The organism is Paenibacillus sp. V4I3 (genome assembly GCF_030817215.1).
In the GTDB taxonomy this organism is placed as follows: domain Bacteria; phylum Bacillota; class Bacilli; order Paenibacillales; family NBRC-103111; genus Paenibacillus_E.
Genome location: NZ_JAUSZA010000001.1, coordinates 6,564,817 through 6,591,701 on the forward strand (window position 1 = coordinate 6,564,817; position 26,885 = coordinate 6,591,701).

Sequence of the window (26,885 nt, forward strand, 5' to 3'; positions counted from 1 at the left end):
TTCTCATTCTTTTATACCGGATATCTTGGAAAAGGAATCATCAATCATTCCGGTTCGTTGGATCGTTACATGAACTTTAACGTTCATTCTTATTTCTGCGAATTCATTCTCCCAGCTCTTACTTAGCTTTTTCCAGTCCTGCGGATAAGATTTGTGGAATGCATCTCCGAAGCCCAGAGCGTCTGTTTTCATTTTTTTTAGAGCTTGAAAAGAATTTTCCACATCATTTTTTATTTGCTCCTGGATATATTTTTCTAATTTCTTCAAGGTTTTAGACTGTTTCAGATCCAGATTACATGCCGTTTCAGTCAAGTTTCCTTTGGCTTCAATTTCTACGGACATGACTAAATCACCGTTCGAAATGTTGGGTTTTAATTTTGTGTGGGATTTTTCAACTAAAAAGGAAGATAGGTGTTCTCTTCGGCTCTCCCCTTCACAAGAAAATACGATGGTCGTTGTTTGTAAATGATTTGTTATCCATGGAATGCCGCGGCTTTCTGTTCGGCTTAGCCAACCTGTTAATTTATCCTGCTTAAATACCCCGACTCTATCCAATTTTAATACGGCAGATGTACGGGTTTCTTTGAGTTCATCTTGAGAGTTTTGTCCCTCTGGCTCACCCGTGATTTTGATTTCCGGCAATGTAGAGCTAGCGTAAGGATTGGTTATTGTGGAAATTAAATCATGTAACTTGGACTGAACTAAGTTGGTTTGTTTGTCTCCCTGTCTACTGATCAAATTGGAAATCGCGTTTGCGGGAATGTCTTCTACTGGCGTAAGGATCTCCAATATTTTCTTTGCGTCCCCATCCGAAATGAGAACATTTGTAGTTTCCCTTGATTCGTAGCTTCTCAAGTAAGCGTCCAATATTTGATTGACACCATATTTAGCAACTCGTTGACTGATAACAATAACACGCGTATGAGAAAAGAAGAGGTGGCGCGGGGCTTCTAAATCACTCTTTTGAATCGCCTCCTGTATGGTCTTTCCTTTCGTTGAAAAGACGGTTACCGGAGACTGGGAGCCGCCACCACCGGATTTACTCTGGGTTGACTTCGGTATAATGATTTGAAAGGTCATTACCCATTGATTGCTTTCGTCCAAATCAAAGGCGATTGCGCTGATGATCCCCAATTTGTTTAGTTCGATATGGTTTGAACAACCACTATTAACTACTAACATGATGAAGATCAACAGCAGGATGACCCCTCGCTTCATTTCCTAATCCCCTTCTGATGTCCGTTTCCCTGATGTAAGAATGCAAGACGATTACTTTTCCTTCTCCTTATCGGAAGGTTCAGGACGTAAGTTTACGTTTTGGCGCACATAATTGTTCTTAGCAAAAAGACGCGGTCTGGTTAACATCATCCACCAAGGTACCCTTACAACCGTATCTTTTAAGTTACTAGGTATAAATGGTGCTATTGGTGCCATGTAAGGAACACCGAAAGAGCGCAGCGACAACATGTGGATCAAGAGAAAAAAGAGTCCTGACATAATTCCGAACAATCCTAAGGCTGCCGCAAGAACCATCAGTATGAATCGAATCAATCGGGCAGCAATTGAGATATTAAAGGCCGGAACAACGAAGCTGGAGATCGCCGTAAAGGCTACCACGATCACCATTGCTGCCGATACAAGACCAGCTTCAACTGCTGCCTGTCCCAAAACAAGCGCACCAACGATAGAAATTGCGGAACCAATGGCCCTTGGCATTCGAACCCCTGCTTCCCTTAACACCTCAAACGTGATTTCCATCATTAATGCTTCAAAGAATGCAGGAAAAGGAATCCCTTCCCTTTGTGCTGCAAGACTGACCAGTAAGGTCGTGGGGATCATTTCTTGATGAAAAGTCGTAATTGCAATATATAAGGAAGGGAGAATCATAGAAATGGTAAACGCAAAGAAGCGCAAAAGACGCAAAAACGAAGAGATATCGAATCTCTGGTAATAATCCTCGCTGGCAATGAAGAACTTGAGAAAGGTGATAGGCAGCACAAGAGCAAATGGTGTTCCATCCACCAAGACAGCGACCTGCCCATCCAAGATGGAGGCAGCAACTGTGTCAGGACGTTCCGTGTTTATGATAGTGGGAAACGGGGTAAAGGTTTGGTCTTGAATAAATTCTTCCAAATAACCACTTTCCAGTATGCCGTCTATATCAATGCGATCTAGCCTCTGAAGCACTTCGTTCACGACTACATCATTGGCGGTCCCGTTAAGATACATAACACTAACGTCAGTTTGCGTTACCTGTCCGATCTTCCGATCAATTTTCCATAGATTCGGACTTTTAATTCTACGCCGGAGCAACGCAACATTCGTGCTCATATCCTCGGTAAATCCATCTTTGGGTCCGCGAATAACAGATTGAGACGAGGGCTCCTCTACGCCTCTTTGCATCCATTTGGCCGAACTTGCGGTAATGCCTTGATCCCAGCCCTCTGCGAGAATAATGGTATCTCCATTGTATAAAGCCGACATGAAGTCATCAATTTTACTCACTGTATTTGTGGAACTAACAGTAAGAATCTTATCTTTAATAACCATCAACGAATCGGATAAAGTTCTTTGTTGAGTTGTGTTTACTTCTGCATCGGACATGATCGGATTCATAATGTGATCGTTAATGACTAAGGTATCGGTCAAACCGTTAATATAAACAATAGCCATAGGTAAACTATTGGCCCCTTGAAACGTACGAATGGAAATATCTGAGCTATTCCCAGTTAACGAAGAAATTTTCTTTATATTTTGCTCAAGGCTACTTGAAAGCTTATCGGTTTGTTTGATATTTGCTTGAGAGTCTTGTTGCGAGTCCTCATTATATTTCCGGGCAAAACGCTGTAGAAATTTGTTCATCGATAGCATCCACCTAGTACTATAATGTAATAACATTCATTTTCGCCTTGCCTTTCAAGAGTTATACATGTTTCAAATAGTATCGACAAGTTCGGAAATTTGAAGATATTGGTTCTGGAAGACCATAACTGTGTAAGATCTTTCAGTTACTTGCAACTTTTATAGTCAATCCGCGTCTATTATATGGGTGATTATGGACATTTTCCAATTTTGTTCCAATAAGGGGGAGACGTGGTGAGAAACAAGCGAAGGGCAGGTCTGATTGGTCTTGCGATTTGTGCAAGTTTGATGATGGCCCCTGCCCGAAGTCATGCTGCAGAGTCTAGCGTAAGTGTGACCTTGCCGGATTTTAAGGTGAAGCTAAACGGGAATACGGTCGAAAATCAATACCGGCAATATCCCCTACTCGTTTATAAGGATATCACGTATTTTCCAATGACCTGGTACGATTCCAGGCTTCTGGGATTGGAGACCACATGGACGGCGGACCGCGGTCTTGCCATTAAGAATGTGAACGTGACATCATCGTACCATCCATACCAAAAGAACGATAAAAACTCGGAAAGCTACAAGGCGACGAAAGCGGCATTCGGGATTACAATAAATGGCCAAACTGTGGATACCTCCAAGCAGGAATATCCGCTGCTAAGCTTCAACAACGTGACCTACTTCCCTATGACTTGGGAATTCGCTCATGATCTTTTTGGATGGAACTACGCCTGGGACGATTCGGAAGGCCTTACCATCAACTCTGTTAATCCGCAGTTGAAAACTTTAGATCTGCCGGTAGATGCGGGCGACAATGACGTCGCCATGTTCAACAGCTATTATTACTTCACGGAAACTAAAGGCAGTACGAACGAAATATATCGAGTACCTATAAATGATATGTCAAACAAAGAGCTGGTATATTCTTATGCGGTAGAGACCGGATATGGATTTCAAAAATATATGCATTTTGAAGTAAGAAATAATGAACTCTGGTTTTCTTACCATCTTGGCGGTGCAACTATGGGTTACGATGTCTACTGCAAAATAAACAGCGATGGCAAGGCTTCAATCGAACATAAAGGTTATATTGATTTTGCGGATACATCTCTGGGGACCTTAATTGTCGATTATTCCGTGCCGCCGAGCGGCCATAATTTGTCGTTAGCACCCCCTGGGAAAATCAACCGAAATGATGCCGTCCGTATTGGGGATCCGAATCTAATCTATGGCTGGCATATCACCGGTGGGGGCACAAGCTATGAAAGAAGTTCTTCCGCGATCGTCATTGAAGACGATATCTTTCTGTTGGCCTCCTCAATGTTAAATGCCGAAAGCCCTCGAAATAACATTTACAAAGTTAATCTGACAACCAACCAGACGAACAAGATCATCCAAACGGAAGTGGACAATTTTAAAATTTTGGATAACAAGCTTTATTACGTAAAAGACGAAGATAAGTGCTTATACTCATCCAATATGGATGGAACGAATGAGCAAAAATGGTCCAGAAACAAAGTCGCCAATTGGTATGACAAAATAGACGGCACAGTGTATTACACTTCTGCGGATGAGCAAGGCGCTAAACATCTATACAAGGCCGTTCCATCTGGCGAGGAAACTCTTATTTTGCAGGATGCGTTGGAAAGCGTACAGTTAGTGAACGATAAGCTCATTTGCAAACTTGTCGAGGGAGGAGAATACGGGGTCAAGATCCTAGATAAATCAGGTACTCTTGGTACAGCGGTTGTAGATCAAGTGTCGAATATTTTTGCTTACAATGATACCATTTTGATGGTCTTGCGAGCAGATAAATCGATTACATTGTTGAAATAGAGCCTTGCCCACTTAGAACTTTATTTTAGCGATGACCCGAAACCATAATTTCATCCCTACGTCTAATTGGTAATAAAAGGAGTGAAGATCCGGTTTCGTGTTTTTGTGACAACGTCCCTCATAGGGTGCATGCTGCTTAGCGGCTGCGAATCCAGCTAGGCCGACGATGCGGGGAAGCTGTCACCGCAGCCTTCGGTGGAGGCGACGACGACTCAGCAGCCCAGTCCATCCGGCACGATAGCTGCAACTGCGGCATCATCGTCGACGCCAGTGCCGGCTGTCCAATCCAGCGCGCCAACTACTTTCAGCGCAGCCGCACCGTCACCGGCGTTATCGGCTAACCCATCTCAGCCCGCTGCTGCCAAGCCCGCGCCGTCAAAGCCGCCAGTTTCTCGGCCGAAACCGTCATCGGAGCCGTCGCCTGTCAAAGCTGACGTATCCCGAATAATGGGCATGGAAGGATTTGAAGGCTGGGGTATGGGAAGCGGAAGGCTGCTTTACACCAATAATGCGGGCAAGACGTGGGAGGTTACGACTCCAGACGGTATCGGTGCGAAGGATCGCCTGATCGCCGCCGATTTTCAAAACACTTTCCTTGGCTTCGCCTATTATCTCACTGATGCCAAGCAGCCGAAGCTTCTTGCCACCCACCGGATGCAGGACGGAGCCGGTTTGCCTGCCGGCTGGGAAACCGCAGCACTGCCGACTGTAGAAGCATGGGAAACAGCGCGTGACGTTACGACGCACAGCAGCTTCGGTCTCAGTTACAGTGATGCAAGCTATGTGCCGCTTACCTCATCCCCCGCATTGGGACAAATGAACAAATCACTCTACCGGACGGACGATCGCGGGAAGTCGTGGACCCGCGTCGGGGATATCGCCAGCGGTATAAGCGGATACCCGACAGGCATCACATTTCGCGTTCCGAATGAAGGCTGGATCACAGCGACCTATCACGGGCAGGAATCTTTTCCGTTATTCCGGAACAAGGACGGCGGCAAAACGTGGACGGTTCAGCATGTCGACATCCCTGACGAATTCAAAAACGGATACGCTGACACGCTAACTCCCGTTTTTGATCAGGAAAGCAATAATCACGGGCTGTTTATTGCCCAATTTGTGCAGGATGGCACAAAAACGTACATACCGTACGAAAGCCGTGACAGCGGGGATACGTGGCTTCCGATCAAACACCGGTTAACGGATGTGCAGGCGTCGCCGGTTTATCATTTTGACAATCTGATTACAGGCCGAGCGATATCCACCGACGGGAAGACCATCTATATAATGGATACGTACAACAAAGAGGATTGGCATAAACTCATACCTGTCATCGCGTTGAAAGGCGCTTCGCAATTTTTTCTGCGCATGGACGGGTACGGTTGTGTGCTCCTGAACGGACATACGAAGATTACCCGGGACGGCGGAAAAACATGGACCGATCCGGCGTAATACAGGTAGCGAACATAAAGAAGGCCCCTCAGCGGGGGCCTTCTTTATGTTCGCTATTCAAGATGCAAGAGAGAGGCATATACATCCTGCGAGCTGTCATCCACCGGCTTGAACGAGACGGATTTCAACCGCACCTTCGCTTGGTTTAAGCTGAGCAATTCCTAACTCCACATGGCTGCCTTTCCCTGCAGGCATCATTACAATTACAAGATAGCACCAATATTGCTTCATTCTTCTATTACAAGATCCTTCGCTTCACACCATTCGATAACTAATTCCTTTAATTTTTTTTCTTTGAATTCATACCATTGTTTTTCGACGTCATGTTCTATGATCCCGTCCTTAAATCTTCTGAATGCCCCTCTTCCTTGAATAGCTCCAAACAATTCTTCTCTAACCTCATCTTCGCTTAATGTTCCGATAAATTCTTCTATTATTTCATACTCATGGTACTCGTTTCTTAGTGTGAAATCCAAGTAAGCATCGTTTTCATCTTCAATAATTTTTATGGCTTTTTCAATGTTCTCTCTTTGCCAATCCGGATACTTTTCAAGTGGCTCTTCATCTTCTGCGGCTCTTAACTCTTCTCTTGTTAATGTAATAACTTCTCCCGTATGAGTGTTTATATATGTAAAGGTCTCGTCCATTTGAATATCAATTTCATTAATTAGATCATCTAGTTTCACCGGTGCTTTTTTCTTCATTTTATCCCTGCTCCTTCATTGAATCCCTTTTTACAATATAGTTTATTCAAAATACCAAAAAAAATCAAAGAGGAGCAGCTTTAGAAGATGCAACTCACGAAAAAAAGCTGCCGTGACAGCTCCTTCCCCAGTAATTACCTCATAATGTGATATTTACTCAGTTCCCGTCTCCGATAAGTTTAATGAACTCGCGTGGATTCAGTCATTTGATTTAATCCATACACGAAGGGGGCCAATCGTTGTCCATCCAGATAAGAGGGCTGATGTTAGATCATCGCCGTTTTCATATCCCACCATTGGTATCCCAGGGAAATAGGTCGAAACAATTGGAACAACATCTGACCAAATAATTTTATTACTGTTTGAAAATACATTGGTTATCCCCACTGCATTAGCACTCAAGTTAGCTATAAATCCTGATATTTCACCATTTATCTCTTGCATAAAGATTTTCACATCTTTTTGATCTAATAGTTTTGGTTTTATCACTTTTTGCAATTCGCTTGCAAAGGTCCACTTTGCTAAATCTTTTTCTGACGAAACAACGCCCCATCCCGTTTGAACGTAATTTACGTCGGTAACCGGTGCATGATAAATCCATTTTGCCTCAAATAGTACTTTGAACCCAAATGGCACCATATTTAGATTAGCAAAACTATCTTTTATACTGAATATTTCTCTATTACCTATAAAATCTTTTACTTCTTCACTCGTTGCATGCCTGCTGAAAGTAATGATATCGGGATATAGTTCGGGTGCTTTAGAAAGCAGTCCCCATACACGTTCACTTGAAGTTTGAGTAAGCCCATGCAACTCACAAATAACCCCACACCAAACAATATTATTTAAAACCGCAGTGTCTACGTTAATCAATTTAATTCCCCCCTGACTACAAACTTTCTTGCAGTTAGCTTTATTGGATTATTATACCAAGTATCCATTCGGAATACTGGTAAAGTTCAAGTAAATACCAAACTTTCCTGCCCAGGTACAGTCATTACTATTTATGCATCCTGCCTGTTACTTGAATGAACAAAAAAAGGAGCTGCTACGAGGCAAGCTCCGTCAGTATCGTTCTTCGTCGTTTAATTAAAGCTTCATTTTTAGACTCTCATGAGTCGCTTTAAATCCTAAACCTTCATAGAAACGCAACGCTTCTTCTGAAGACTTATACATTCAAATTTAAGGAAGTTAAGCTTCTCGCTCTATTCATGATTTTGAGAAAGGTTTGAAGATCCTCTGTTGCAACATCTTCATTAGATTTGATTGTATCAAAGTTATTCTTTTGATTTTTCAATGCATTAATTTCAAGCCTAAGCTTCGAATTCTCGATTTTTAACTGTTCAAACTTGTGTGCTTGATCCTTCGCAATTTCTATGATTTGCCTAAATGCTTCATCATATTTTGGCAATGTAATTTCATCCTCAAGTGATAGAACACCAGAGACAGTCACATTATCTTTTCTTTTTTGATCTTTTTGTTTTTTCCTGTACAATTTAGCATCGTTTATCTCTGTTTCGTATTTTTTTCGTAGTTCTTTATTCCATCGAAACCCACAAGCAGCCGCGGTGCGATTCAGTCTACTCGCTGATTCTTCAAATGCCTCAAGTTGAGTACTACCATTTTTAATGTGACTTATAACTGTTTTAGCTAAAGTTAAATCATGAATTTCTGCCCAAGCATCTTCTCGTCTCTTATCTTTCATTCTAGTCCACCTTCTTTACTATGTTATTAGAGATTGTTACCTGTAATACTAAATTTATTCAAAGATAATGCATAAAAGACCCACATAGGGTATATGTGGGTCTCTTTCTAAATCATATTAAATATTACTACACGGAAAGGATTCGTAGTTTTTAGGGTAAAATTTTTTTAGTATTTCTTTTTTCTCATCCGAGCCGGCCGCTCTCGTAAATAGCTTTAAACATTTAAGTTATCGTTTTATTTCATTTTTAATGACATATATTTTATTAAACCATTCTTGGTATCTGCATTGAAAAATACTTGGTAATCTCCAGCCTCATAATACAGATACCATCCGCTTTCAATATCGTTTAATCCTTCATCTTTCGGCTCTCCGATTGCTTTTTTTAATTCATCAACTGTACATTTGACTGTATCTCCACCTATTCTGATTGCACTGACACTTTCGTCTGGATTACCAAAGAAATAATAATAATCAAACCATGAATAATATTGCGTTTGCCAACTTCCTGTTTTTTGGGGCTCTCCCCATTTTTGAATAACATCTTTTTTATTTGACCCAATACCAAATTCGATACCTTTAATTTTCCCTTCCGATGCAGATGTAAGAAAATCTTTGTCTAACACCAACTTTTTACTCAAATTGGTGTCTTCTATAGAAATGATTTTTGTATCATCCTCGTATTTCACGATTTTCCCCATACTTTCAGCTACGAAACGAACAGGTACATATGCGTGACCATTATGATTTAACACTACATATTCGTTCGTGTCCAATTGTTTACTTAAACCATTAAATTCAAATGTAGCAGGAAACAAGTAAGCTTGTATTGTGTCAGACGCGTAGGCAGCAGTCGAAGCGGTCAAAATAATACCACACGTTAAACCAAGGATGAATTTTTTCAAATCCGTTTACCTCCTAATATGAATGTTGTTACTTATAAGACGTGTTGCAAACACAATAAGTTTCTAGGCGTAGATTGGTTGGTTTGCAAAGAACAACTTACGCTACTCAGCCCGTTACTTGAATGAACAAAAGAGGAGCTGCCGCGAGGTAAGCTCCTTCACTATCGTTTTTTCGTCAGCGGAATGACCCACACGATTCATCTGGAGTCCCCTGAAAGCAGTATCATCACTACTTGTTCATTTCTCGCATCAACAACTAAAGTTATACATGGAATATTTCATGTATTCCTTCAATTTCAAGCTCTTTGCCGAATGCGAACCTTTTCACTTTGAAAATATAGTTCGCAACATGCAACGAAATTCGTAACAAAATTAGTAATACTGAAAGTATGTCGTTTTATGTTAATACCCGTTTTTTATCCTGTTGTACTCTTCCATTGTTATTGAAAGCACAGTCCCGTGTTTGAAGCGGTAAGGGAAGCTGAAGCTTTCATCCGATCGGATAAAGAGTCCACTATTAATCTCATCTGCTATAAAAGGAACATAGCCCTGCCCTTCTCCCTCGACACCGAAAAAGTCCAGCATCAGGCACCATTTACCATTTGTCAGCTTATACGCTGTAGGCGCTTCATAGGCGGAGTGGCCGAGCTTTGCCATTTCCCCATTGAAAGCCTCGATTGTTGTGTATTCACCGGTAAGGGTTTCTCCCTTTTGCAGGATAATCCCAGTAGGGTTTGCTTCGCTTTTCAAGAATCGGTAGTACATGCCGTTTTCCTCGTAGATGGCAGAATCAATGACCCCGCTATCTTCCTTCCGGTACAGCAGCTGTGGTTTAGTAAAGCTTTCAAAATCCTTTGTTCGAGAGTAATAGATTGCTTTATGCTCAAAATTAGTGGAAGCATGAGCCGATGACCAGTGAATGACGTAGTCTTTATTGATATGATCGTAAATCACATCCGGCGCCCAAAGACAGCCGAAATCCTCATCGCCTAATTCGATCATTCTTTGTTCCGACCAGTTCAGAAGGTCATCCGATTCCCACAAGGAAAGACTTTTGCTTCCCTCTCTGACGATGTTCTCCCAGCTTCCCTTGTACTTCGTATTCAAACAGTTGGCAAGGCTCAAGTCGGTGGCAAGGATATAAAATTTGCCGTACTTCGTTCGAACGATTGTATGGTCTCGAACTCCCTTATCACCTTTTTCACTCCAGATAACGGGTTGTCCACCGTTTACCTGTTCCCAGTTAAACCCATCCGTACTAAGTGCATAATAGACCTGCTCGCCATCAGGGGTTTTCTTTTCTTTAAAATGTACGAATAAATAAGCTTCCATTAGATTCAATTACTCCTCTCAATATCGATAACAGCCGTCACTCCGAATGACGGCTGTTTCATTAAGCTGCTATGCTTACAGCATTTCACTCGGGTTCGCCGAATTCTGGGACCCCCTCCTCGTTCCAATCCAATACTTTGACACGTGCATGACGATTGGGGTCGTACAGCGGATCGCCGACGATTTCCTTATAGTCTCGGGAATGGTAGACCAGGATATCGGCCGAACCATCTTCCGAGAGGGTGAAGCAGTTGTGGCCTGGGCCGTATTGTCCGGATTCTTCGCTCGTTCGGAAGACGGGTTCCGGAGATTTCGTCCATGATTGCGGGTCTAACAAGTCACTGGTATCCGATGCTGTCAACAGCCCTATGCAGTAATTGCTGTCCGTGGCGCTTGCCGAGTAGCTGATAAATATTTTGCCGTTCTTCTTCAGTACCGCAGGCCCTTCATTCACCCGGTGGCCAATGATTTCCCACGCATATTCCGGTTTCGAAAGCAGGACCTGCTCGCCGCGAATCGTCCACGGCTCGGACATCTCGGCAATATACAGATTGGAATCTGCTTGCTTGTATTGCGCCCAAACCAAATATCTTACGCCCCGATGCTCAAAGGATGTAGCATCCAAAGAGAAGGATTCCCAATTGGTTCGAAGCTGACCTTTTTCAACCCATGTCGGTTCCAACGGGTTGGCCGCATCATTTTCCAGGACGTACATACAGATCTCCCACGCCGTCTCGTACTCATCCGATCCGCCGGCGGCAAAATACATATACCATTTGCCATCGATATAATGGAGTTCAGGCGCCCAAATATGCCCGCTCATTCTGCCCTTCTCGTGTTTTCGCCAAATGACGACCGGTTCGGCGGTACCGAGCTCCTGAATCGTTCTTGCCCTTCTAAGCTCGATGCAGTCGTACGCGGGAACGGAAGCGGTAAAATAATAGTAGCCGTCCGTATGTTTATAAATCCAGGGGTCAGCCCGCTGTTCAACGAGCGGGTTAGGGAATTGGCGTTTGCTTTGAATTTGTTCTTTTGACAGCATAATATACTCCTTATCTCACTCTGAATACAGTGATAGAATGTTTGGGGAAATCGTAATGAAAACTGCAACCTACCGTACTGAATTCCTTCTGCTTCGGCGACACCCGCTCAGGCGATGCAAACGTGTTTTCGTCATCCGGCGCATGGTCGGACATCTCGTTTACTTCTACGGTCAAAGACGTTTTATGCAAATCTGCCAAAGCAATCTGTGCGCTAACGCTATTCTCCTGCACATTGACTACCTTAACGATGACATCCCCTGTGGAACGTTCGTAGCTTGCCGAATAATACAGAGGCTCGATCACCGGAAGCTTGTCTTCCGTGTCATGGAACAGTACGTTGTTAATCCAGGCACGGATCTGTCTTCCCGATACTTCTAATGTTAACTCATATTCCATGTCAGGTTCCACGTTAAATATGCTTTGGGTCAGGCAAGAGGTTCTTCCATTCATGCTGGAACACAGCGCGGAATCCTGATTCTGCCACCCGCCAAAATCCCAGATCAATTGATTGTTATCGTCACGTTTGCCAAAATAAAGGTTGAACCCTTTGGGTCCGCTGATTTTTTGGGCTTTCAGACTCAGCGTATAGTTCTCCCAATCCGTTTCTCCCAAGTCCAGTGTTCGTAGTGACGTTCCGCCCAGCCGGTCTTCATCCGTATCCGACAACTCGGCAGACAAGCCGTTCAGCTCTTTCATTTCTCCGGAATCGTTGTTAACCAGTTTCATGTCCCAAAAGCGGAAGGAACAACGGTCTGTCTCGAGTGCAAACGCTCCGTTAATCGGCTTCATTGTGTTTTCCTGTTTTTCATCTAACCCGTATGCTTCAATTTTTAAGAGTTGATCTCCTTGATGGTGCATAAACAGCTTCTGCACATAATAGTTTGCCGTTCCGTATACTTCATGATTGTTGAACCAAATCATGTCTGGTTTCCAATTGATGTAATCCACATTGCAAAGCATCGGCGCATAGCAGGCCAGTCCTACCGCATGAGCATTTTTTTCCAAGCCCGTCATAAACGCAGCTTCTACAAGGGCATTATAATACGTGTTTCCCCATGAAGCGTATTCGCCCAAAAACACTTTTGGCTCATCGGCTTTGAATGTATCGTAACGGTTATAATTTGCCAGAAACCATTCCGGTGACTGATAATAGTGCTCGTCCACAAGATCCGATTTATTTTCTTTTGCGGATTTCCACCCGCGGTCATATTCACTCCCGGCCGCAAACGGACCGGCGGAGTTGATGATTTTGATATCCGGATATTTCTCTTTGATTGCTCGATGGAAATAGGGATAGCGTTCAAAAAACGGCTCTCCGACTTCTTCGTTTCCGATGCCGACATACTCCAGACCAAACGGTTCCGGGTGACCCAACTGCGCCCGTATTGCCCCCCATTCGGTTGAAGGGTCGCCATTGGCAAATTCGATCAAATCAAGAGCGTCATCAATCCAGGGCTGCAGCTCGTCAATCGGAACGATTCGTTTATGGTGCGGGTCATATCCGCCCGGCAGAATCGGTATCGGCTTGGCGCCAATATCCTCACAGAACAGAAAGTATTCATAATATCCCAATCCGAGTGTCTGATTATAGCTCCAATTATTCCGTCTGGCCGGTCTTTGCGCTATATCGCCTAACGTGTTTTTCCAGCGGTACATCGAATCTCGGTCATCGGGATTCAAAGAACCGTCGTGTATCAGGCAGCCTCCCGGAAACCGCATAAACTTAGGTCTAAGATCCGCGAGCAAGGCGGCAATGTCTTCCCGCATGCCGTTCGGCCGATTGCGAAAGGTCTTTTCCGGAAAAAGGGACACCATATCCAGATAAAGCTTTCCTTTTCCTTTCGTCACAATCACAAGACGGCTGCTGGTATCGGTGGCGTTCGCCGTAATTGTCGCAGCATATTGGGTCCATTCGGACGATTGCACCACGATCGTTGCCTCACCATGAACGGTGCCGTCTGTCCCTTCAATCGTTACGACAACCGGCTCATCGAAGCTTGCATCTCGCCGTGCATAAACCGAAAATAGATAGGTTTCTCCCTGTTTGGCGGGAATGCCGCTGTTAAAGCCCAAGTTCATCATCCCGACACCGCCGCCCTCGGATACAATATCGATGGCAACGTAATGCAGGTTGCGCGGGTTTAAAGGATGACTGTCTTCTACGTTGATTTCCGCCTTTCCGCCACCTCTCTCGATTTTTTCCCAAGCTGTCAAGGCATGGTATTCCGCACGATCGATCGGATCGAATTCAAAAGAACGGTTTTGAACAAGCTCCGCATAAAGCCCTCCATCCGCCGCATGATTCAGATCCTCGAAAAAAATGCCGAACAAATCGCCTAATTCCGCACCCCTCTCTTGTGTATATATAGTTAAGGTTGGTTGAGCTCTCGTCATGAATTCGTCTCCTTTACTCCTTTTCATTCGATTTTAAGTGCTTGTTCATCCGAAAACAATCCATTATAATGGCTTAAAACTGACCTATCGTGCTTTTTAAGGAAATACACAATGATTACAATGATTAGTTGCAGATATCATATTTGACATACATCATTCAAGAAGGAGCATGTGACATTCCGATGAAACACCATCTCCCTTATCAAACACTGGGTTACCGTTTCTGGGATACGCTGAACGATTCCGATTTCTATCATCTCTTCGCCCTTGGCTATGACAAAGTGACTTCTCACACCTACGATTGGGATGGCTTGAAGCGGATTGACGGTCCCCTTTATTTATTCCAATATACGGTTTCCGGCTACGGGAACGTTATCATAGACGGACACACCTATCGAGTAGATCCCGGGTACGCGTTTCTGCTCGATATTCCAAGTCACCATCGCTATTTCCTGCCTAAATCAAGCGATGCTTGGGAATTTTATTTCATCTTATTCCGACCGTCGAATCTGGAGAACCACTGGCAAGAGCTGATACGAAGGCTCTCCCGCGTCGCTTATATCCCGCCAGACAGCTCCGTGATCCATAGCCTGCAGGATGCGTTTTCTGCCGGGGTTAACAGTCGGATTACGGACGGTTATTTAGCTTCTTCTTTGGTCTACCGGTTTGTAATGGAACTATTTCGTTTCAGCACGGGCCGCACCAAGGAAAAGGAACATTGGCCGTCAGCTGTCCGCCAAGCCGCCCAAGAGTTGGAAACCCGCTACCGCTATATCCAAAGCCTCGATGAAATCGCCGCTAATGCCGGACTGTCGAAATATCATTTTGTCAGGGTGTTCCGAAAGTTTACCGGTTTTACGCCTATCGAATACTTAACGAAAATACGGGTGGAACGTTCCATTGACCTGCTTCGCAGCACCAGCTTAAGTATAGATGCGGTAGCTAAGGAAGTCGGTTATGCCGGCGGCAGTTATTTCATCAAAGTGTTCCGGCAGTGGGTCGGCTTTTCTCCTGGTGAATTCCGTTCGGGTCGTGAGCTTGTCGGGCTTCAGCGTATGAAGTTCGATTGAACATAAGTTCGAGGATTCTGAAGAGCAATATTTTACAACTGGAAGCAAAACATTGTTATAGATAAAGGTTATTTCATTCTCTATCATACAAGTAGATGTACTATATACAAGAATGAGAGGGGAAACAAAAATATGAGTTCGAAGCATCATCTATTTGCAGAAACACCTCCTATGGGTTGGAACAGTTGGGATTGTTACGGGGCAAGCGTGACAGAGGAAGAAGTGCTCGGTAACGCTCGGTATATGGCAGAGCATATGAAGCCTTACGGCTGGGAATACGTCGTTGTAGATATCCAGTGGTATGAGCCTGGGGCCAACTCCTCGCAGTACAGGCCATTTGTCCCTTTGGAAATGGACGAATACTCTCGCTTGATTCCTGCAACGAACCGTTTTCCTTCCGCTGCAGAAGGCAAAGGCTTCAAGCCTTTAGCTGACCAGGTTCACGCCCTTGGTCTGAAATTCGGCATTCATATCATGAGAGGTATCCCCCGCCAAGCTGTGCATGCCAACACGCCTATTCTTGGAACGGACCGCCGTGCCCGGGAAATTGCTGACAACAACATCTGCCCTTGGAATACGGATATGTATGGAGTAAATGCGAAGAGTGACGGCGCGCAGGCTTACTACGATTCCCTCTTCAGGCTCTATGCGGAGTGGGAGGTCGATTTCGTCAAGGTGGACGATATCGCAGCTTCCCGTTTATACCACATCCACCAACAAGAGATCGAAATGATACGCACAGCTATAGATCGCTCTGGCCGTGACATGGTGCTTAGCTTATCTCCGGGACCGGCGCCGCTTGAGTTTAACGAGACATTCGCCCAGAATGCCAATATGTGGCGGATGACGGACGATTATTGGGATATTTGGCCTCTTCTCCGTGATATGTTCGAAAGGTGCGAGAAATGGTATCCTCACGTTGGTGCCGGTCATTGGCCCGACTGCGATATGCTCCCCTTGGGTCATATCGGAATTCGTTCCGTAGACGGGGGAAGCAGTGACAGATGGACGCGGTTTACTAAGGAAGAACAGGTTACCATGATGACCCTGTGGACTATCTTCAGATCCCCCCTCATATTCGGCGGTGAACTTCGCGACAATGACGAGTGGACTCTCTCCCTCTTGACCAATGAAGAGGTTCTAGCGGTTCATCGGGCCAGTCACGACAACAAACCTCTGTATCGGGAGGGTGATCACGTCGTATGGACGGCATCCGGTCCCTCGGGCGAGGTGTATATCGCACTTTTTAACACAGGAGATGAGCCTGCGGTAATTCAGGCTTCATGGGAGCAACTCGGTCTGCAGGAGCCCAAACAGGCACGCGACTTGTGGAAGCGCGAGGATCTAGGAACCGTAAGCGAGCTGGCTTATACGCTGCCGCCACACAGCTCCATGTTGGTAAAATTGTGTGGATGAGGCACCAATTTCATACCTTACGGCAGTTTCAACTGAACATATTCGATTTTTGAAGGACCTGAGGCTCTGCCTCAGGTCCTTTGTATACATTGTGTCAAAGCGAATCTAAGGACTAACTAAAGATAATTTTGGAGATGTAAGCTTTCCAATTTCTACCCTTTAACACCGGAAGTGACCACACCATCAATTAAGAACCGTTGACCGATAAAAAACAATAGAATGACCGGCAGCATAAACAAAAGCGATGCAGCTGCCGCAACTTGTTGTATAACAATGGCTGCATTTCCCGGCATTGTATAGCCTACAGTACCTAACGCAGCGGCTAACGGGTAATTGGATTCGTTCAGAAACATGAATGGACCGATAAAATCTCCCCATGAGGCTTGAAAGCTCATAATCGAAACCGTCGCCATCACAGGCAGCGAAAGCGGGAGGAAAATATTCCAATACGTACGGAAGATTGAGCAGCCATCTATCCTTGCCGCTTCTTCCAATTCCTTAGGAATCGCTGAAAAGAATTGTCTGTATAGAAATATAAATAGTGCCGAGCCGCCAAGCCCCCAGATCAACCAAGGATAAAACGTATTGAGCAAACCATATTGATGAAATAAAAGAAAGGTTGGAATTTGCGTCACAATGCCAGGCACCATCATCGTTGATAAGACAATCATAAACAAAAACTTTTTGCCGGGCGCTTGAATCCGCGAAAAAGCATACCCGACTAGCCCGCTTGATAAAGTCGTCGTAGCGACAGAAATAGTGCAAATAATGAACGTGTTTTTCAAATATTTCCAAAAATCAATCATGGTTGTCGCAAGCTTAAAATTTTCGATATGGAATCCTTGCGGCAAAAAACCCGGTATAGAGAACCATGGGCTTAATGAATTGGATGCCGTTAGAAAAAGCGGAATGATAAAAACGATAGAAAATACAAGCAATAAAGCATAAACCAAATACAGACCGAATCGACTTGCCCCTGCGTTCGCCATCTTCTATCCCTCCTGATCCGTTTCGTAATAGACCCAATATTTGCTTGTCGCGAAGACAACAATCGTAAGCAGCAGAATGACGATAAACATGATCCAGAGCAAAGCCATCCCGTAAGCATACCGTTGGAAGGCAAAAACTTGTTGGAAGGCATGTACAGCATACAAGTAATTGGGCCGGATAGGAGCATCTAAAAACTTTAACCCTGTTAAGAGTATGGGTTGAATGTACATTTGAAACGCATTGATGATTCCCGTAACAACATTAAAGAAAATAACCGGAGTCATTAAAGGCATGGTAATGCTTATAAACCGTTTAAAAGCAGAGGCGCCATCAATGGATGAGGCTTCGTACAAGTCTCTCGAGATGCCCTTCAATCCGGCAAGATTGATTAGAATAGAGCCACCCGCTCCCCATAGCATCATAATGACCAAAGAAAGGGTGGCGTGATCATAACCCAGCCAGCTTACGGAGGGAAGGTGGAGGAAACTTAATATATTGTTGATGATGCCATCCTTGTCAGCGTACATAAAACGGAACATTAAACCTATGGAAACGACGGGAACAATAGACGGGAGGTAAAAAATCGTCCGATAAATCCCCATTCCTCTAATTTTTTGATTTAATAACAAAGCCAGCAGCAAGCCAATGAGTGTTGAGATAGGCACATATAGGATGGTAACAAAAAATGTTCGCCCAAGAGCATACATGGCATCCGTATCTGTGAAAACATTTTTATAATTTTGCAGCCCTACTATTTTTAAATGGTTAATGTTAAATCCGACAAAGTTGGTAAAGCTTAAATAGAGACCATAGAGTAAAGGATATAAACCAAAAATCAAAAAAACAATGAACCATGGTGAAATCATTAAGTAAAATGCCGCCGTACGGCGTGTCCTTTCACTTATTCCCTTACGAGCTTTGCTCTTTCCAACCGTTGTCGCTCTCAGAGCAGGTGTATGCATGGCAGGTTCTCTCCTCTTTATTTAAGAGGGAGAGCGCAACTAAACTCCCCCTCGGGTATGCATTCTTATTTACTTGCTTGATGATGCACTTTTAGCTTCCTCAATAATTTTGTTCGCATCTTTATTTAAGGCAATCATCGCATCATCCAGTGTTGCTTTACCAAAATAGACTGGCGTTAATTGCTTCTTCAAAAGGGTGTCACCATTTAACAAGTAAGGGTTCATTTCGATAAATTTACCGCTGTATTTCAATTCATCTTGAAGAACTGCGTAGGTTTTTTTATCAAACGCGGTTTCTTGTGGAATCATCGGAAGCATATGTTTATAGGCAGGAACTCCCCAACCGCTTTTCGCGCGATCTTCCGCCGGTTTACCGCCAAAAAACCATTCATATACTTTCCATGCTTCTTTTGGATGTTTCGTTGCCTTATTTATAATGGCGCCTGTTGCTGCGCCAGTAGGAGATACGCGTGTTCCGCCGTCAGCAATTGGAGCAGGAAGCATTACATAGTCGTCTAAATGCGTTTTTGCTTTTTCGTCACCCCGCAGCACCCCTGAAAACCAATAACCGGATTGATACATGGCCAATTTATCAGCCAGAAAGACTTCGCCTCCCCACGCTGCTTTATCTTGGTTGACTAGGTTCGGTCCATAGTTGCCTTTAACCCCGTCTACCCATAGCTGTAAGGCTTGTTTGACTTCCGGTTTTGTAAAGTCAATTTTACCGTAATCATCTGTGGAGAGCCTTACACCTTTACTCAATAAATATTCCATCAAATAGGGTAAATCCGCTTCTCCTTTTCCACCTTCTGATAGACCGTATTGCGTGACCGTATCGCCATTTTTAATCGTTAATTTTTTTGCAAGATCGAAAAGCTGGCTGTATGTCATGGGAACGGTTTCACTCGGGATTGGCACGCCGGCTGCGGCAAATAATTTCTTATTAATCCATATCGTGAAATCCGAAGAAAAATCTTTAGGAATGCCATAGATAGGACCTTGGCCTTGTACCTTGCCGTCAAAGCGATAAACATCAACCGCAGAAACAAAATCATCTTTCTTTATCACTGTACTTGTATCAATGAGTTTGGTTAAATCCATAGCAATGCCGCGAATGACATAAGACGGGAGATCGTTTACGCCAGTCAACCGAATAATGTCCGGTGCTTCGCCAGTTGCTAGTTGAGCAGCTAGTTTCGTAGTATCTCCATCTTCTCTTTGAATTTTAATGGTCGGATTTGCCGTTTCAAATTCTTTGATTTGGTCCTTGGTAATTTCACCGTCATTCATGTTGAAACGTACTGTTACAGGAGCGCCGTTATCCGCCGAAGCTGTAGACGAAGTGCTAGTGCCCCCAGCAGTCGTGTTTTCAGTTGTTGTTTTTGCGCTGCCGCAAGCTGATAAAAACAATGCGGTAGAGAGGATGAGGACGAAAGGCTTAACGAAATTCTTTTTCAATGTAGACCCTCCTAGAAGTTTTTTATATTGAGAGCGTTTTCTTTCTCTCTGATTAAAGTATATTTCTTGCAGGAAGAGACCTCAATCCGGTAAAATTACGACTTCTATGGTATTTTGCGGTTATTCCTGATAGAGAGGAAAAGAAATGGTTACCGTCGTTCCTTTCATTGGACTGCTGCCCACCTTCATGGCCACTTGTTCTTTATAGACCAATTGGAGGCGATGGTACACATTGCTCAATCCGATGCCGCCTTGATTTTCGTATCCGTCGATTTGGTTATCCATGCTCCTCTGAATCTCTGCATTCACCCGTATGACAGTATCCATATCCATGCCAATACCATTATCACTAACTTCAATGAACATCAGCTCATCCTTTTCAAGTACTTTTATTCGTATGATCCCGCCTTCTTCGATGCCGGACAAACCATGCTTCAAGCAATTTTCGACAATCGGCTGAAGGATGAATTTGACCACAGCAAGGTGGTTCAAGTGCTCAGGGACCTCTAATTCATATTTGAATTGATCGCCAAATCGGATTTGTTGAATGGACATATAGTTCTGCACATGGCTCAGCTCCATCTCAAGCGGAACCTTCCCTCCCCCGTTGCTTACACTGTAGCGGAACATTTCGGCCAATGAACTGACAATCAGACTTATTTCACTGTTTCCGTTTTTCATACTGCGCATATTAATTGCTTCAAGCGTATTATATAGAAAATGAGGATTGATCTGCGCTTGCAGCATTTTTAACTCTGCTTGGGTCTTTAAGGACAGTAATTCATTTTCCCTTAGTTTATTGTTTGCATGTTCCTCCATCATTTTCATATTCTCGTGAATCACGCCATTTAATCTTAGAACCATATCATTATGGCTTCGAATAATCTCGCCAATCTCGTTATTCCCGCTATAGCTCATCACTCGACTAAAATCCCCCTCGCCAACGATCCTCATCGTTCGTTTCAGCATTTCGACAGGCTTAAGCAAGAAGGAAGCGATAATAAACGAAATAATAATGGACAATATAAGAATGAGAACGATAATTAGCAATAATCTATAATAATATTGACTGTTTTTAAGAACAATATCTTCATAGGAATATTCAATGCTCAGCTGCCATTGCGTGTCTGGTATGCGGCCTGACCATAACAAAGAATTCAATTGTTCAGTAGAATATGGCTGGAAGGCATATATTTGCTTACCTTGCGAGTCTTTAATACCAACCGTTGACTCCATCGGGCTAACCTCTGTGAGAAATGAATCCCTTGGAACCAGCAACAAATAACTTTGGGTTATGCTGCCCTTATGCCAATAATTAATTCGTTTGATAATCGCCGGTGTGGTGTGATTGAACACATCCGTATATCCGGAAATCCAATAAGGAGCGTCTGTATCCGCCAGATCATCCTTTTCGATATTAAACATTTCGGGATTGTTTGAAAAAATAGATGAATAAAAACTGTGCCCGTTGCTATCAAATAAGACAAAATAGTTGACCTCATTCAACCCGGGGAACATGGATAAATTGATTGTTGATTTTATATTCCTGAAGGCAACCTGTCGCAAAGCATCCAGATCCTGTTGAGTGGTAAGGTATCCTTGCAATTGTCTGCTTACTGATAACTGGTTAATCAACTGATTCATAAAGTCCATACGGTTTTGGATGGATACGTTCATAAACTCTCCTACCTCATGAACCGTTTCTTTCATTTGGTTTTGGACGGCTTGGTTCAAAACTCGCGAATATAAAAACCCGTCCGAAAGGGTTGGAATAATGACGGCAATCGAAAAGATCAAGATTAGCTTGGTACGAAGCGATAGTGCATTTATTCCTTTTTTTATCCACTCGTCTGAGATGTACTTTAAAATCAACTCATCGGACCGCGCCTGATCTTGCATCTTTTTTGTTAGCACCAAGTAAGGATAAAATATTTTTTTTGTATAAAAATAACTAATCAAAAAGGTAACCAGCGCAGTAAGACAAGATAATGCAATAAAAGCAGAAAAAATGGACTTTTTAGAAAAGAGCACAAAATCTGAGGTTTGCTTAAAAATGACACGATACGGGTATGGATTTAATTCCTTTTCTAGCTTTACACATTTTTGACAATTGGTTTGAGTGTTATTATCTACCAACTCTTGCTGATCAGCGGATGACCAGACCAGCTCATCTTTATGGTTTAGAATCGAAAATTGATAGACGTCGGAATAAACATCAGGCAAGCCAGACCGGAATAAATCCTTATTTAGCTCCATAATCACAAGCACGCCGTTCACATTTCCGTTCGAAATGACAAGTTTATTAGTCAAGTCATTAATAAAGCTATACAGTTCTGCTTTGCTTTCAACATTGATATTAAGCTGATTGCTCATTTTGAGATAATCAAAGTCTTTTTGCGAATATCGGGTCAAACGGTTATTATCTTTCAAAAAAACTTGATCCATATTATTTTCTTGAAACATGTCCATTCTCAGGTTAGGGAGCTTAGTTAGGGTTGCAAGGTCCGTATCTTTGCGAAATGATAATTGATTCATATCACTGCCGATAAAATAAATTCGCTGCACCATTTTGGTTGATAAATGAAGATCGTTCAATTTACTTAATAAATCGTTTTTTTGCTGAGTGACCGTTAAAACATCCCGGACATTCATAGAGCTTTTAAAAAAATCACTAAAGTCCGGGGATTGCAGCAGTTGCATCAAATTGCTAAGTTCACCAAGCTGTGTCAATGTATTTTTGTAAAATTGGTTCGATACATTGGTCTCTCTTTTATCCTGAACGGAATGATTTATATTATTCACATAAGACAGCCCAATAGTAAGAAGCACAATTTGCGCCAATACAGTGAGCAATACAGAGACAATAATAATACGTCTGCGTGTGGGACTAAGCTTGTTGAAATACGGGTTTGCCATCCTATCAACAGCCCTTTCTATCCTAATTTGCTGCTTCCCTATATTCCATCGGTGTTTTCCCCGTATGTTTTTTAAATATCTCTGAGAAATAAGCCTGGTCTGAATAACCGACTAACTCAGCAATCTCATATATTTTAAAGCGAACATCCGCTAATAGCTCAATCGCTTTATTCAACCGTTGCGATGTCAGAAATTGCAAATACGATTCCCCGGATTCACGGAAAAGCGCACTCAAATGACCGGGGGTTACATATACTTCATTGGCTACTTGCTTTAAAGTAATACTTTGATGGAAATTTTGCTTCATAAAATGTTTAGCTTGTTGCACGACCACGCTGTCTTTCTTTTTATCTTTGGCATGGCCCACTGAAAGCGATTCTTTAGCAGCAGTATGGTCCAGCTCTTCAGCTTGTGCAGGTTCGCTGTGTTCATGATTGCTGTCTTCTTCAGGTGAGTTTTCCAATAGCTGCTTGGCAGATTGGGCTGAACTCCATATCTCTGTTAGATGCTGTACGGGTTTTCCGATACTTAGCGAGAGAGTTGACTTTAACAAACCCATAAATTTGGATAGCTGCCGCTTGACTTGAATAAAATCGTCTTTAGGCGAAGATTTCGCGGTAAGCAAATAAGATTCTGCATTTTCTTTATTAACAAGATGATAAGCTGATCCTTGCTCATCCCAAATATCACATAAAATATTATCCAAAGAAAACGCTATCAACTTCAGTTCACGATCTGATACCATTTTTGCGTTTAAAGATACTCGGTCAAGCCGAATCAACGCAACTGTATATGCGAGGCCATCGAGTAAAATTTCACTCTCCGAACATCCCAGCTCAATATCATCCCCCGACATCCTGTTCTTGAATAACATGGATAGAAACTCTTCTCGCAAGAGCTTCGACAACAGCATCTCTTTGCGAACAAGAACTGATTTTCTGAGTTCCTCCTGTTTTTCAGCATCCAACTTGCTAACCAATCTCTCAAAAGTTTGAAATAGAATGTCAAATTGAGTAGGTTTCAACAAATAATCAACAGCGCCATTTTTCAATGCTTTTTGAGCATAATCAAAATCGCTGTGGCCTGATAAAATAATGACTCGAATGTACGGTTGTTGCCGCAGCAATACGGTCATCAATTCAATCCCATCCATAAATGGCATTCGAATATCAGTCAATACAATATCTATGGGATGTTCCGAAATAAATTGCAACGCTTCTAGACCATGTTTTGCGCACCCCAATAATTTCACACCCATGGTATGCCATGGGATTGCTGATAAGCCTTCACGAATTTCTATTTCGTCATCGACGATGAGTAAATTATACATGTGATACGTCCCCCTCCTGACACATATGTGCGAAATAACAGGATTGCTGTCTGTACTCTCCGTTTGAAACCGTTTTCATCTTCATTTATCATCCTTTCATTCATTCCATTATGCCAAATCCAATACGGATTGAACAGTATATCAATTATTCCATTTAACTGTTGGAACCAAGCAATATGCTTTTAAAATGACAAAACTTTTATTTTGGCATCCAACAAAAAAAGCCCTCTCGCATTAAACGAAAGAGGGCTTTGATCATTCCGAGTGTGTTTGTTTATATGATACTATTTCAATAAGACTTGGGTTCTAAACAAAATGATTCCTTCTGGTCCAGTCATGTTCTTCTCGTAATTGAAATTATAAGAGCAAAAGTGAACTTATTTTCAGACGCAATTCCCCCCCTAATTCCAATACCTCAGTTTCCAACGTGTTTTGTGGAGACAAGAGTCCCTAGAGACACGGAGAATAACTCTGTTACATTCACATCTATGCCATCTCTTCCGCCCCACGCTCGGCACTTAAGCCATTTTCCTGAACCCATGCCCACATAGCCGCAAAAATAGGCTGCAGATTCCACCCTCGCTCAGTTAGCTCATATTCGACGTGCAGGGGCACACCGGGGTACTGCGTTCGCGTTATAATCCCCTTCTCCTCCAGCACCCGCAGTCGATCCGTTAACGTCTTCGGGCTAATCGGGTATAGCTTTCGCCGCAGCTCTCCAAATCGTTTGGTGCCGACAAACAACTCTAGCAGAAGAGGAAGGGTCCACTTACCATCCAAGATTTCCAGCAAAGGATCAATGGCTTCGATACAAGAGCGATCCAACATTGACGTTTCCTCCATAGTTCATTTTTTGAAACTATTGAACATTATTGTAACTACTTTTCAAATATACCACAGTGTTGTAGTCTTATTAAAGAGCCGAAACACAAAATTCTACTTCATATCGATATCAACCCCTGAGTGGTGCGCGCAACCGTGGCGCTCAATCGATATTAACAGGAGTTTGAATCACATCAGTAATCTGAATATTTAGATAACGGTACATACTCAAGCAGCTGGTAATTTCATTGTCGGAAGACGCACGTTTGAAGCAGGATAAAGGCTATAAAACCGCCCTCATCTCGGGGGGCGCGGACCTTCATAATGCTTTTCTGGGTCAAGAGCTTGTTGACGAGCTTATATTCAATGTCGCGCCGGTACTGGAAGGGAAGGGACTCAATCTATCGAGCCAAACATCTATATCAAAAACATTATTTTGTGATGATGTAATCACACAAACATAAAGGCCCTTATATCCGTTTTCGCTTTTCTTTCGAATGGGAAATTCGATCAAGAAAAAGAAAATGAATTGTAGGGCCTTTTCTATGTGTCTGAAAGGATTTGTTGATGGGCATGTCACAAACTCAGGTGTTTTGTTCAGATGTCCTTGTTATAAGATTTTTGCATAACCTAATGAAGCGATGTCCCCACGTTCCTACCTGATCGGTGAAATTTCACGCATGGAAAATGATCGTTCTTTTCAATTAGACTTGGGGCTGTTCCTCCACCTCGTTTACAGAGGCTTCATCAGTCGTGCCCCTGCCCTCACAAGAATAAATCCATTTCGGCAAGTGCCTTATTGAAACCGTTTCGGGTAACAGCCCTTATTGCAACGTTCCTTGTTTTCCAAGTCCCTTACAACCTAGCTATCTGTTCTGAACTTAGGTGCTTCCTCTAAGCCTGTGAGACCAATGCCGCCATTGTTCGGCATAGCGTATTTCATAGGAAAAATTTTTACTTTACGCCGCTCACTCCATCGTTTGATGGTACATATGTTTCCATATGCTCTAACTTTAGACCTGTACATTCGGAAGTTCGTCAGCTCGCTTCGGTGCGAGCATTTTTTCAATATCCGTTTTTACCCTTCATGTGAGACCGAGTTGCCGCTTGCCAAGATTTACTGCTTCTTCGCTCTCGATGTGCTTTCGAAGCCGATCGACTTGTGCGTGCCGTCGCAGAACGGCTTGTTGCCCGATCCTCCGCACCGGCACAACGAGAACGATTCTTTGTGTTCGAACGGGTTGCCTTCTGCGTCCACCAGCTCGACCGGCCCCGTCACCCGAAGCGATCCGCTGTCGTTCACTTTAATTGTCACTTTGTTTTCGTCTGCCATAAGTTTACCTCCTATGTACGATAGTTAATATACAAGTATATCCAGCGATCACCAGAAAAAGACGAGCAAATCGTTCACTTATGGCAGACTGACACAACAATGCTGCCCGTTTCTTGAATAACGGACTATACTTACACGATACCCCCGTCGGGAATGAGATAATGTTCTTGTCAAAATCGGGAATGGGATAAAGTTCTTGTCAATTGACCGTGACAACAACTTTATCCCATAAATCATAAAAACCGGAATTTACGCAGAATTTAAAATATTCGGTATTAATCCCCAACCATCATGCCAGTTAGCGCGGAAATGTTTCACATTCTCATATAAAGATCGAGCGCTTGCTAAGAGATACTGAGCTCTTTTC

At 43.2% G+C, this 26,885-nt stretch carries 22 protein-coding genes; 5 read left to right on the plus strand and 17 right to left on the minus strand.

From position 1 onward, the window contains the following. Nucleotides 1-3: 3 nt before the first annotated feature. On the minus strand, nucleotides 4-1,194 hold the full coding sequence (locus QFZ77_RS30315; RefSeq protein WP_307445490.1) for a Ger(x)C family spore germination protein: 1,191 nt from the start codon (nucleotides 1,192-1,194) through the stop codon (nucleotides 4-6). Nucleotides 1,195-1,269: 75 nt separating this feature from the next. After that, nucleotides 1,270-2,862, minus strand: coding sequence for a spore germination protein (locus QFZ77_RS30320; RefSeq protein ID WP_307445492.1), 1,593 nt, complete (start codon nucleotides 2,860-2,862; stop codon nucleotides 1,270-1,272). 234 nt (nucleotides 2,863-3,096) lie between these two features. On the opposite strand from QFZ77_RS30320, the gene QFZ77_RS30325 reads away from it, so the two are divergent. Further along, the gene (locus QFZ77_RS30325) at nucleotides 3,097-4,686 is read left to right on the plus strand and encodes a DUF5050 domain-containing protein (protein ID WP_307445495.1); all 1,590 of its coding nucleotides are present in this window, start codon (nucleotides 3,097-3,099) and stop codon (nucleotides 4,684-4,686) included. A gap of 195 nt (nucleotides 4,687-4,881) precedes the next feature. After that, the gene (locus QFZ77_RS30330; protein WP_307445499.1) at nucleotides 4,882-6,138 is read left to right on the plus strand and encodes a hypothetical protein; all 1,257 of its coding nucleotides are present in this window, start codon (nucleotides 4,882-4,884) and stop codon (nucleotides 6,136-6,138) included. Nucleotides 6,139-6,234: 96 nt separating this feature from the next. On the opposite strand, the gene QFZ77_RS30335 is transcribed toward QFZ77_RS30330, so the two are convergent. The 8 genes from QFZ77_RS30335 to QFZ77_RS30370 form a co-directional block, all read right to left on the minus strand. Then, on the minus strand, nucleotides 6,235-6,369 hold the full coding sequence (locus QFZ77_RS30335) for a hypothetical protein (protein ID WP_307445502.1): 135 nt from the start codon (nucleotides 6,367-6,369) through the stop codon (nucleotides 6,235-6,237). Further along, complete coding sequence (locus tag QFZ77_RS30340; protein WP_307445504.1) at nucleotides 6,366-6,842, minus strand: UPF0158 family protein; 477 nt, start codon at nucleotides 6,840-6,842, stop codon at nucleotides 6,366-6,368. Before QFZ77_RS30340 ends, QFZ77_RS30335 begins: the two co-directional genes overlap by 4 nt. Before the next feature lie 198 nt (nucleotides 6,843-7,040). Continuing rightward, nucleotides 7,041-7,715, minus strand: a complete 675-nt coding sequence (locus QFZ77_RS30345) for a hypothetical protein (protein WP_307445507.1) — start codon at nucleotides 7,713-7,715, stop codon at nucleotides 7,041-7,043. Nucleotides 7,716-8,010: 295 nt separating this feature from the next. Continuing rightward, nucleotides 8,011-8,547, minus strand: a complete 537-nt coding sequence (locus QFZ77_RS30350) for an RsfA family transcriptional regulator (RefSeq protein WP_307445509.1) — start codon at nucleotides 8,545-8,547, stop codon at nucleotides 8,011-8,013. Between the two features lie 236 nt (nucleotides 8,548-8,783). Continuing rightward, complete coding sequence (locus QFZ77_RS30355) at nucleotides 8,784-9,452, minus strand: DUF4309 domain-containing protein (RefSeq protein WP_307445512.1); 669 nt, start codon at nucleotides 9,450-9,452, stop codon at nucleotides 8,784-8,786. Nucleotides 9,453-9,854: 402 nt separating this feature from the next. After that, nucleotides 9,855-10,784 (minus strand): glycoside hydrolase family 43 protein, encoded by a 930-nt coding sequence (locus QFZ77_RS30360; RefSeq protein ID WP_307445516.1) that lies wholly within the window; start codon nucleotides 10,782-10,784, stop codon nucleotides 9,855-9,857. 85 nt (nucleotides 10,785-10,869) lie between these two features. Further along, nucleotides 10,870-11,826 carry a glycoside hydrolase family 43 protein gene (locus tag QFZ77_RS30365; RefSeq protein WP_307445518.1) on the minus strand — a complete coding sequence of 319 codons (957 nt, stop codon included), beginning with the start codon at nucleotides 11,824-11,826 and terminating at the stop codon, nucleotides 10,870-10,872. A gap of 10 nt (nucleotides 11,827-11,836) precedes the next feature. Further along, nucleotides 11,837-14,221: an alpha-L-arabinofuranosidase C-terminal domain-containing protein gene (locus tag QFZ77_RS30370; RefSeq protein ID WP_307445521.1), complete on the minus strand. Its 2,385-nt coding sequence runs from the start codon at nucleotides 14,219-14,221 to the stop codon at nucleotides 11,837-11,839. Nucleotides 14,222-14,403: 182 nt separating this feature from the next. Here QFZ77_RS30370 and QFZ77_RS30375 point away from each other — a divergent pair, with 182 nt between their 5' ends. Both QFZ77_RS30375 and QFZ77_RS30380 read left to right on the plus strand, forming a co-directional pair. Then, nucleotides 14,404-15,291, plus strand: coding sequence for a helix-turn-helix transcriptional regulator (locus tag QFZ77_RS30375; RefSeq protein ID WP_307445524.1), 888 nt, complete (start codon nucleotides 14,404-14,406; stop codon nucleotides 15,289-15,291). A 132-nt stretch (nucleotides 15,292-15,423) separates the two neighbouring features. After that, on the plus strand, nucleotides 15,424-16,707 hold the full coding sequence (locus QFZ77_RS30380) for a glycoside hydrolase family 27 protein (RefSeq protein ID WP_307445527.1): 1,284 nt from the start codon (nucleotides 15,424-15,426) through the stop codon (nucleotides 16,705-16,707). Between the two features lie 152 nt (nucleotides 16,708-16,859). On the opposite strand, the gene QFZ77_RS30385 is transcribed toward QFZ77_RS30380, so the two are convergent. From QFZ77_RS30385 to QFZ77_RS30410, 6 genes are all read right to left on the minus strand, one after another. Beyond that, nucleotides 16,860-17,696, minus strand: a complete 837-nt coding sequence (locus QFZ77_RS30385) for a carbohydrate ABC transporter permease (RefSeq protein ID WP_307445532.1) — start codon at nucleotides 17,694-17,696, stop codon at nucleotides 16,860-16,862. 3 nt (nucleotides 17,697-17,699) lie between these two features. Continuing rightward, nucleotides 17,700-18,659, minus strand: a complete 960-nt coding sequence (locus QFZ77_RS30390; protein ID WP_307445534.1) for a carbohydrate ABC transporter permease — start codon at nucleotides 18,657-18,659, stop codon at nucleotides 17,700-17,702. A gap of 69 nt (nucleotides 18,660-18,728) precedes the next feature. Continuing rightward, nucleotides 18,729-20,117: an ABC transporter substrate-binding protein gene (locus QFZ77_RS30395; RefSeq protein WP_307445536.1), complete on the minus strand. Its 1,389-nt coding sequence runs from the start codon at nucleotides 20,115-20,117 to the stop codon at nucleotides 18,729-18,731. A 120-nt stretch (nucleotides 20,118-20,237) separates the two neighbouring features. Then, the gene (locus tag QFZ77_RS30400) at nucleotides 20,238-23,033 is read right to left on the minus strand and encodes a sensor histidine kinase (RefSeq protein ID WP_307445540.1); all 2,796 of its coding nucleotides are present in this window, start codon (nucleotides 23,031-23,033) and stop codon (nucleotides 20,238-20,240) included. Nucleotides 23,034-23,055: 22 nt separating this feature from the next. Then, entirely contained in the window at nucleotides 23,056-24,363 is a 1,308-nt protein-coding gene (locus QFZ77_RS30405; RefSeq protein WP_307445542.1) for a response regulator transcription factor, read from the minus strand. A gap of 486 nt (nucleotides 24,364-24,849) precedes the next feature. Further along, on the minus strand, nucleotides 24,850-25,191 hold the full coding sequence (locus QFZ77_RS30410; protein WP_307445545.1) for a winged helix-turn-helix transcriptional regulator: 342 nt from the start codon (nucleotides 25,189-25,191) through the stop codon (nucleotides 24,850-24,852). A gap of 260 nt (nucleotides 25,192-25,451) precedes the next feature. On the opposite strand from QFZ77_RS30410, the gene QFZ77_RS30415 reads away from it, so the two are divergent. Continuing rightward, nucleotides 25,452-25,649, plus strand: coding sequence for a dihydrofolate reductase family protein (locus QFZ77_RS30415; RefSeq protein WP_307445548.1), 198 nt, complete (start codon nucleotides 25,452-25,454; stop codon nucleotides 25,647-25,649). A gap of 653 nt (nucleotides 25,650-26,302) precedes the next feature. On the opposite strand, the gene QFZ77_RS30420 is transcribed toward QFZ77_RS30415, so the two are convergent. Then, entirely contained in the window at nucleotides 26,303-26,518 is a 216-nt protein-coding gene (locus QFZ77_RS30420; protein WP_307445552.1) for a CDGSH iron-sulfur domain-containing protein, read from the minus strand. Nucleotides 26,519-26,885: the final 367 nt, after the last annotated feature.

Excerpts from the sequence above, each read along its gene's own strand:
- QFZ77_RS30320 (WP_307445492.1), bottom strand. The coding sequence starts at position 2,862 with ATGAACAAATTTCTACAGCGTTTTGCCCGGAAATATAATGAGGACTCG.
- QFZ77_RS30335 (WP_307445502.1), bottom strand. The coding sequence starts at position 6,369 with ATGAAGCAATATTGGTGCTATCTTGTAATTGTAATGATGCCTGCAGGG.
- QFZ77_RS30340 (WP_307445504.1), bottom strand. The coding sequence starts at position 6,842 with ATGAAGAAAAAAGCACCGGTGAAACTAGATGATCTAATTAATGAAATT.
- QFZ77_RS30350 (WP_307445509.1), bottom strand. The coding sequence starts at position 8,547 with ATGAAAGATAAGAGACGAGAAGATGCTTGGGCAGAAATTCATGATTTA.
- QFZ77_RS30360 (WP_307445516.1), bottom strand. The coding sequence starts at position 10,784 with ATGGAAGCTTATTTATTCGTACATTTTAAAGAAAAGAAAACCCCTGAT.
- QFZ77_RS30365 (WP_307445518.1), bottom strand. The coding sequence starts at position 11,826 with ATGCTGTCAAAAGAACAAATTCAAAGCAAACGCCAATTCCCTAACCCG.
- QFZ77_RS30370 (WP_307445521.1), bottom strand. The coding sequence starts at position 14,221 with ATGACGAGAGCTCAACCAACCTTAACTATATATACACAAGAGAGGGGT.
- QFZ77_RS30375 (WP_307445524.1), top strand. The coding sequence starts at position 14,404 with ATGAAACACCATCTCCCTTATCAAACACTGGGTTACCGTTTCTGGGAT.
- QFZ77_RS30380 (WP_307445527.1), top strand. The coding sequence starts at position 15,424 with ATGAGTTCGAAGCATCATCTATTTGCAGAAACACCTCCTATGGGTTGG.
- QFZ77_RS30385 (WP_307445532.1), bottom strand. The coding sequence starts at position 17,696 with ATGGCGAACGCAGGGGCAAGTCGATTCGGTCTGTATTTGGTTTATGCT.
- QFZ77_RS30390 (WP_307445534.1), bottom strand. The coding sequence starts at position 18,659 with ATGCATACACCTGCTCTGAGAGCGACAACGGTTGGAAAGAGCAAAGCT.
- QFZ77_RS30400 (WP_307445540.1), bottom strand. The coding sequence starts at position 23,033 with ATGGCAAACCCGTATTTCAACAAGCTTAGTCCCACACGCAGACGTATT.
- QFZ77_RS30405 (WP_307445542.1), bottom strand. The coding sequence starts at position 24,363 with ATGTATAATTTACTCATCGTCGATGACGAAATAGAAATTCGTGAAGGC.
- QFZ77_RS30410 (WP_307445545.1), bottom strand. The coding sequence starts at position 25,191 with ATGTTGGATCGCTCTTGTATCGAAGCCATTGATCCTTTGCTGGAAATC.
- QFZ77_RS30420 (WP_307445552.1), bottom strand. The coding sequence starts at position 26,518 with ATGGCAGACGAAAACAAAGTGACAATTAAAGTGAACGACAGCGGATCG.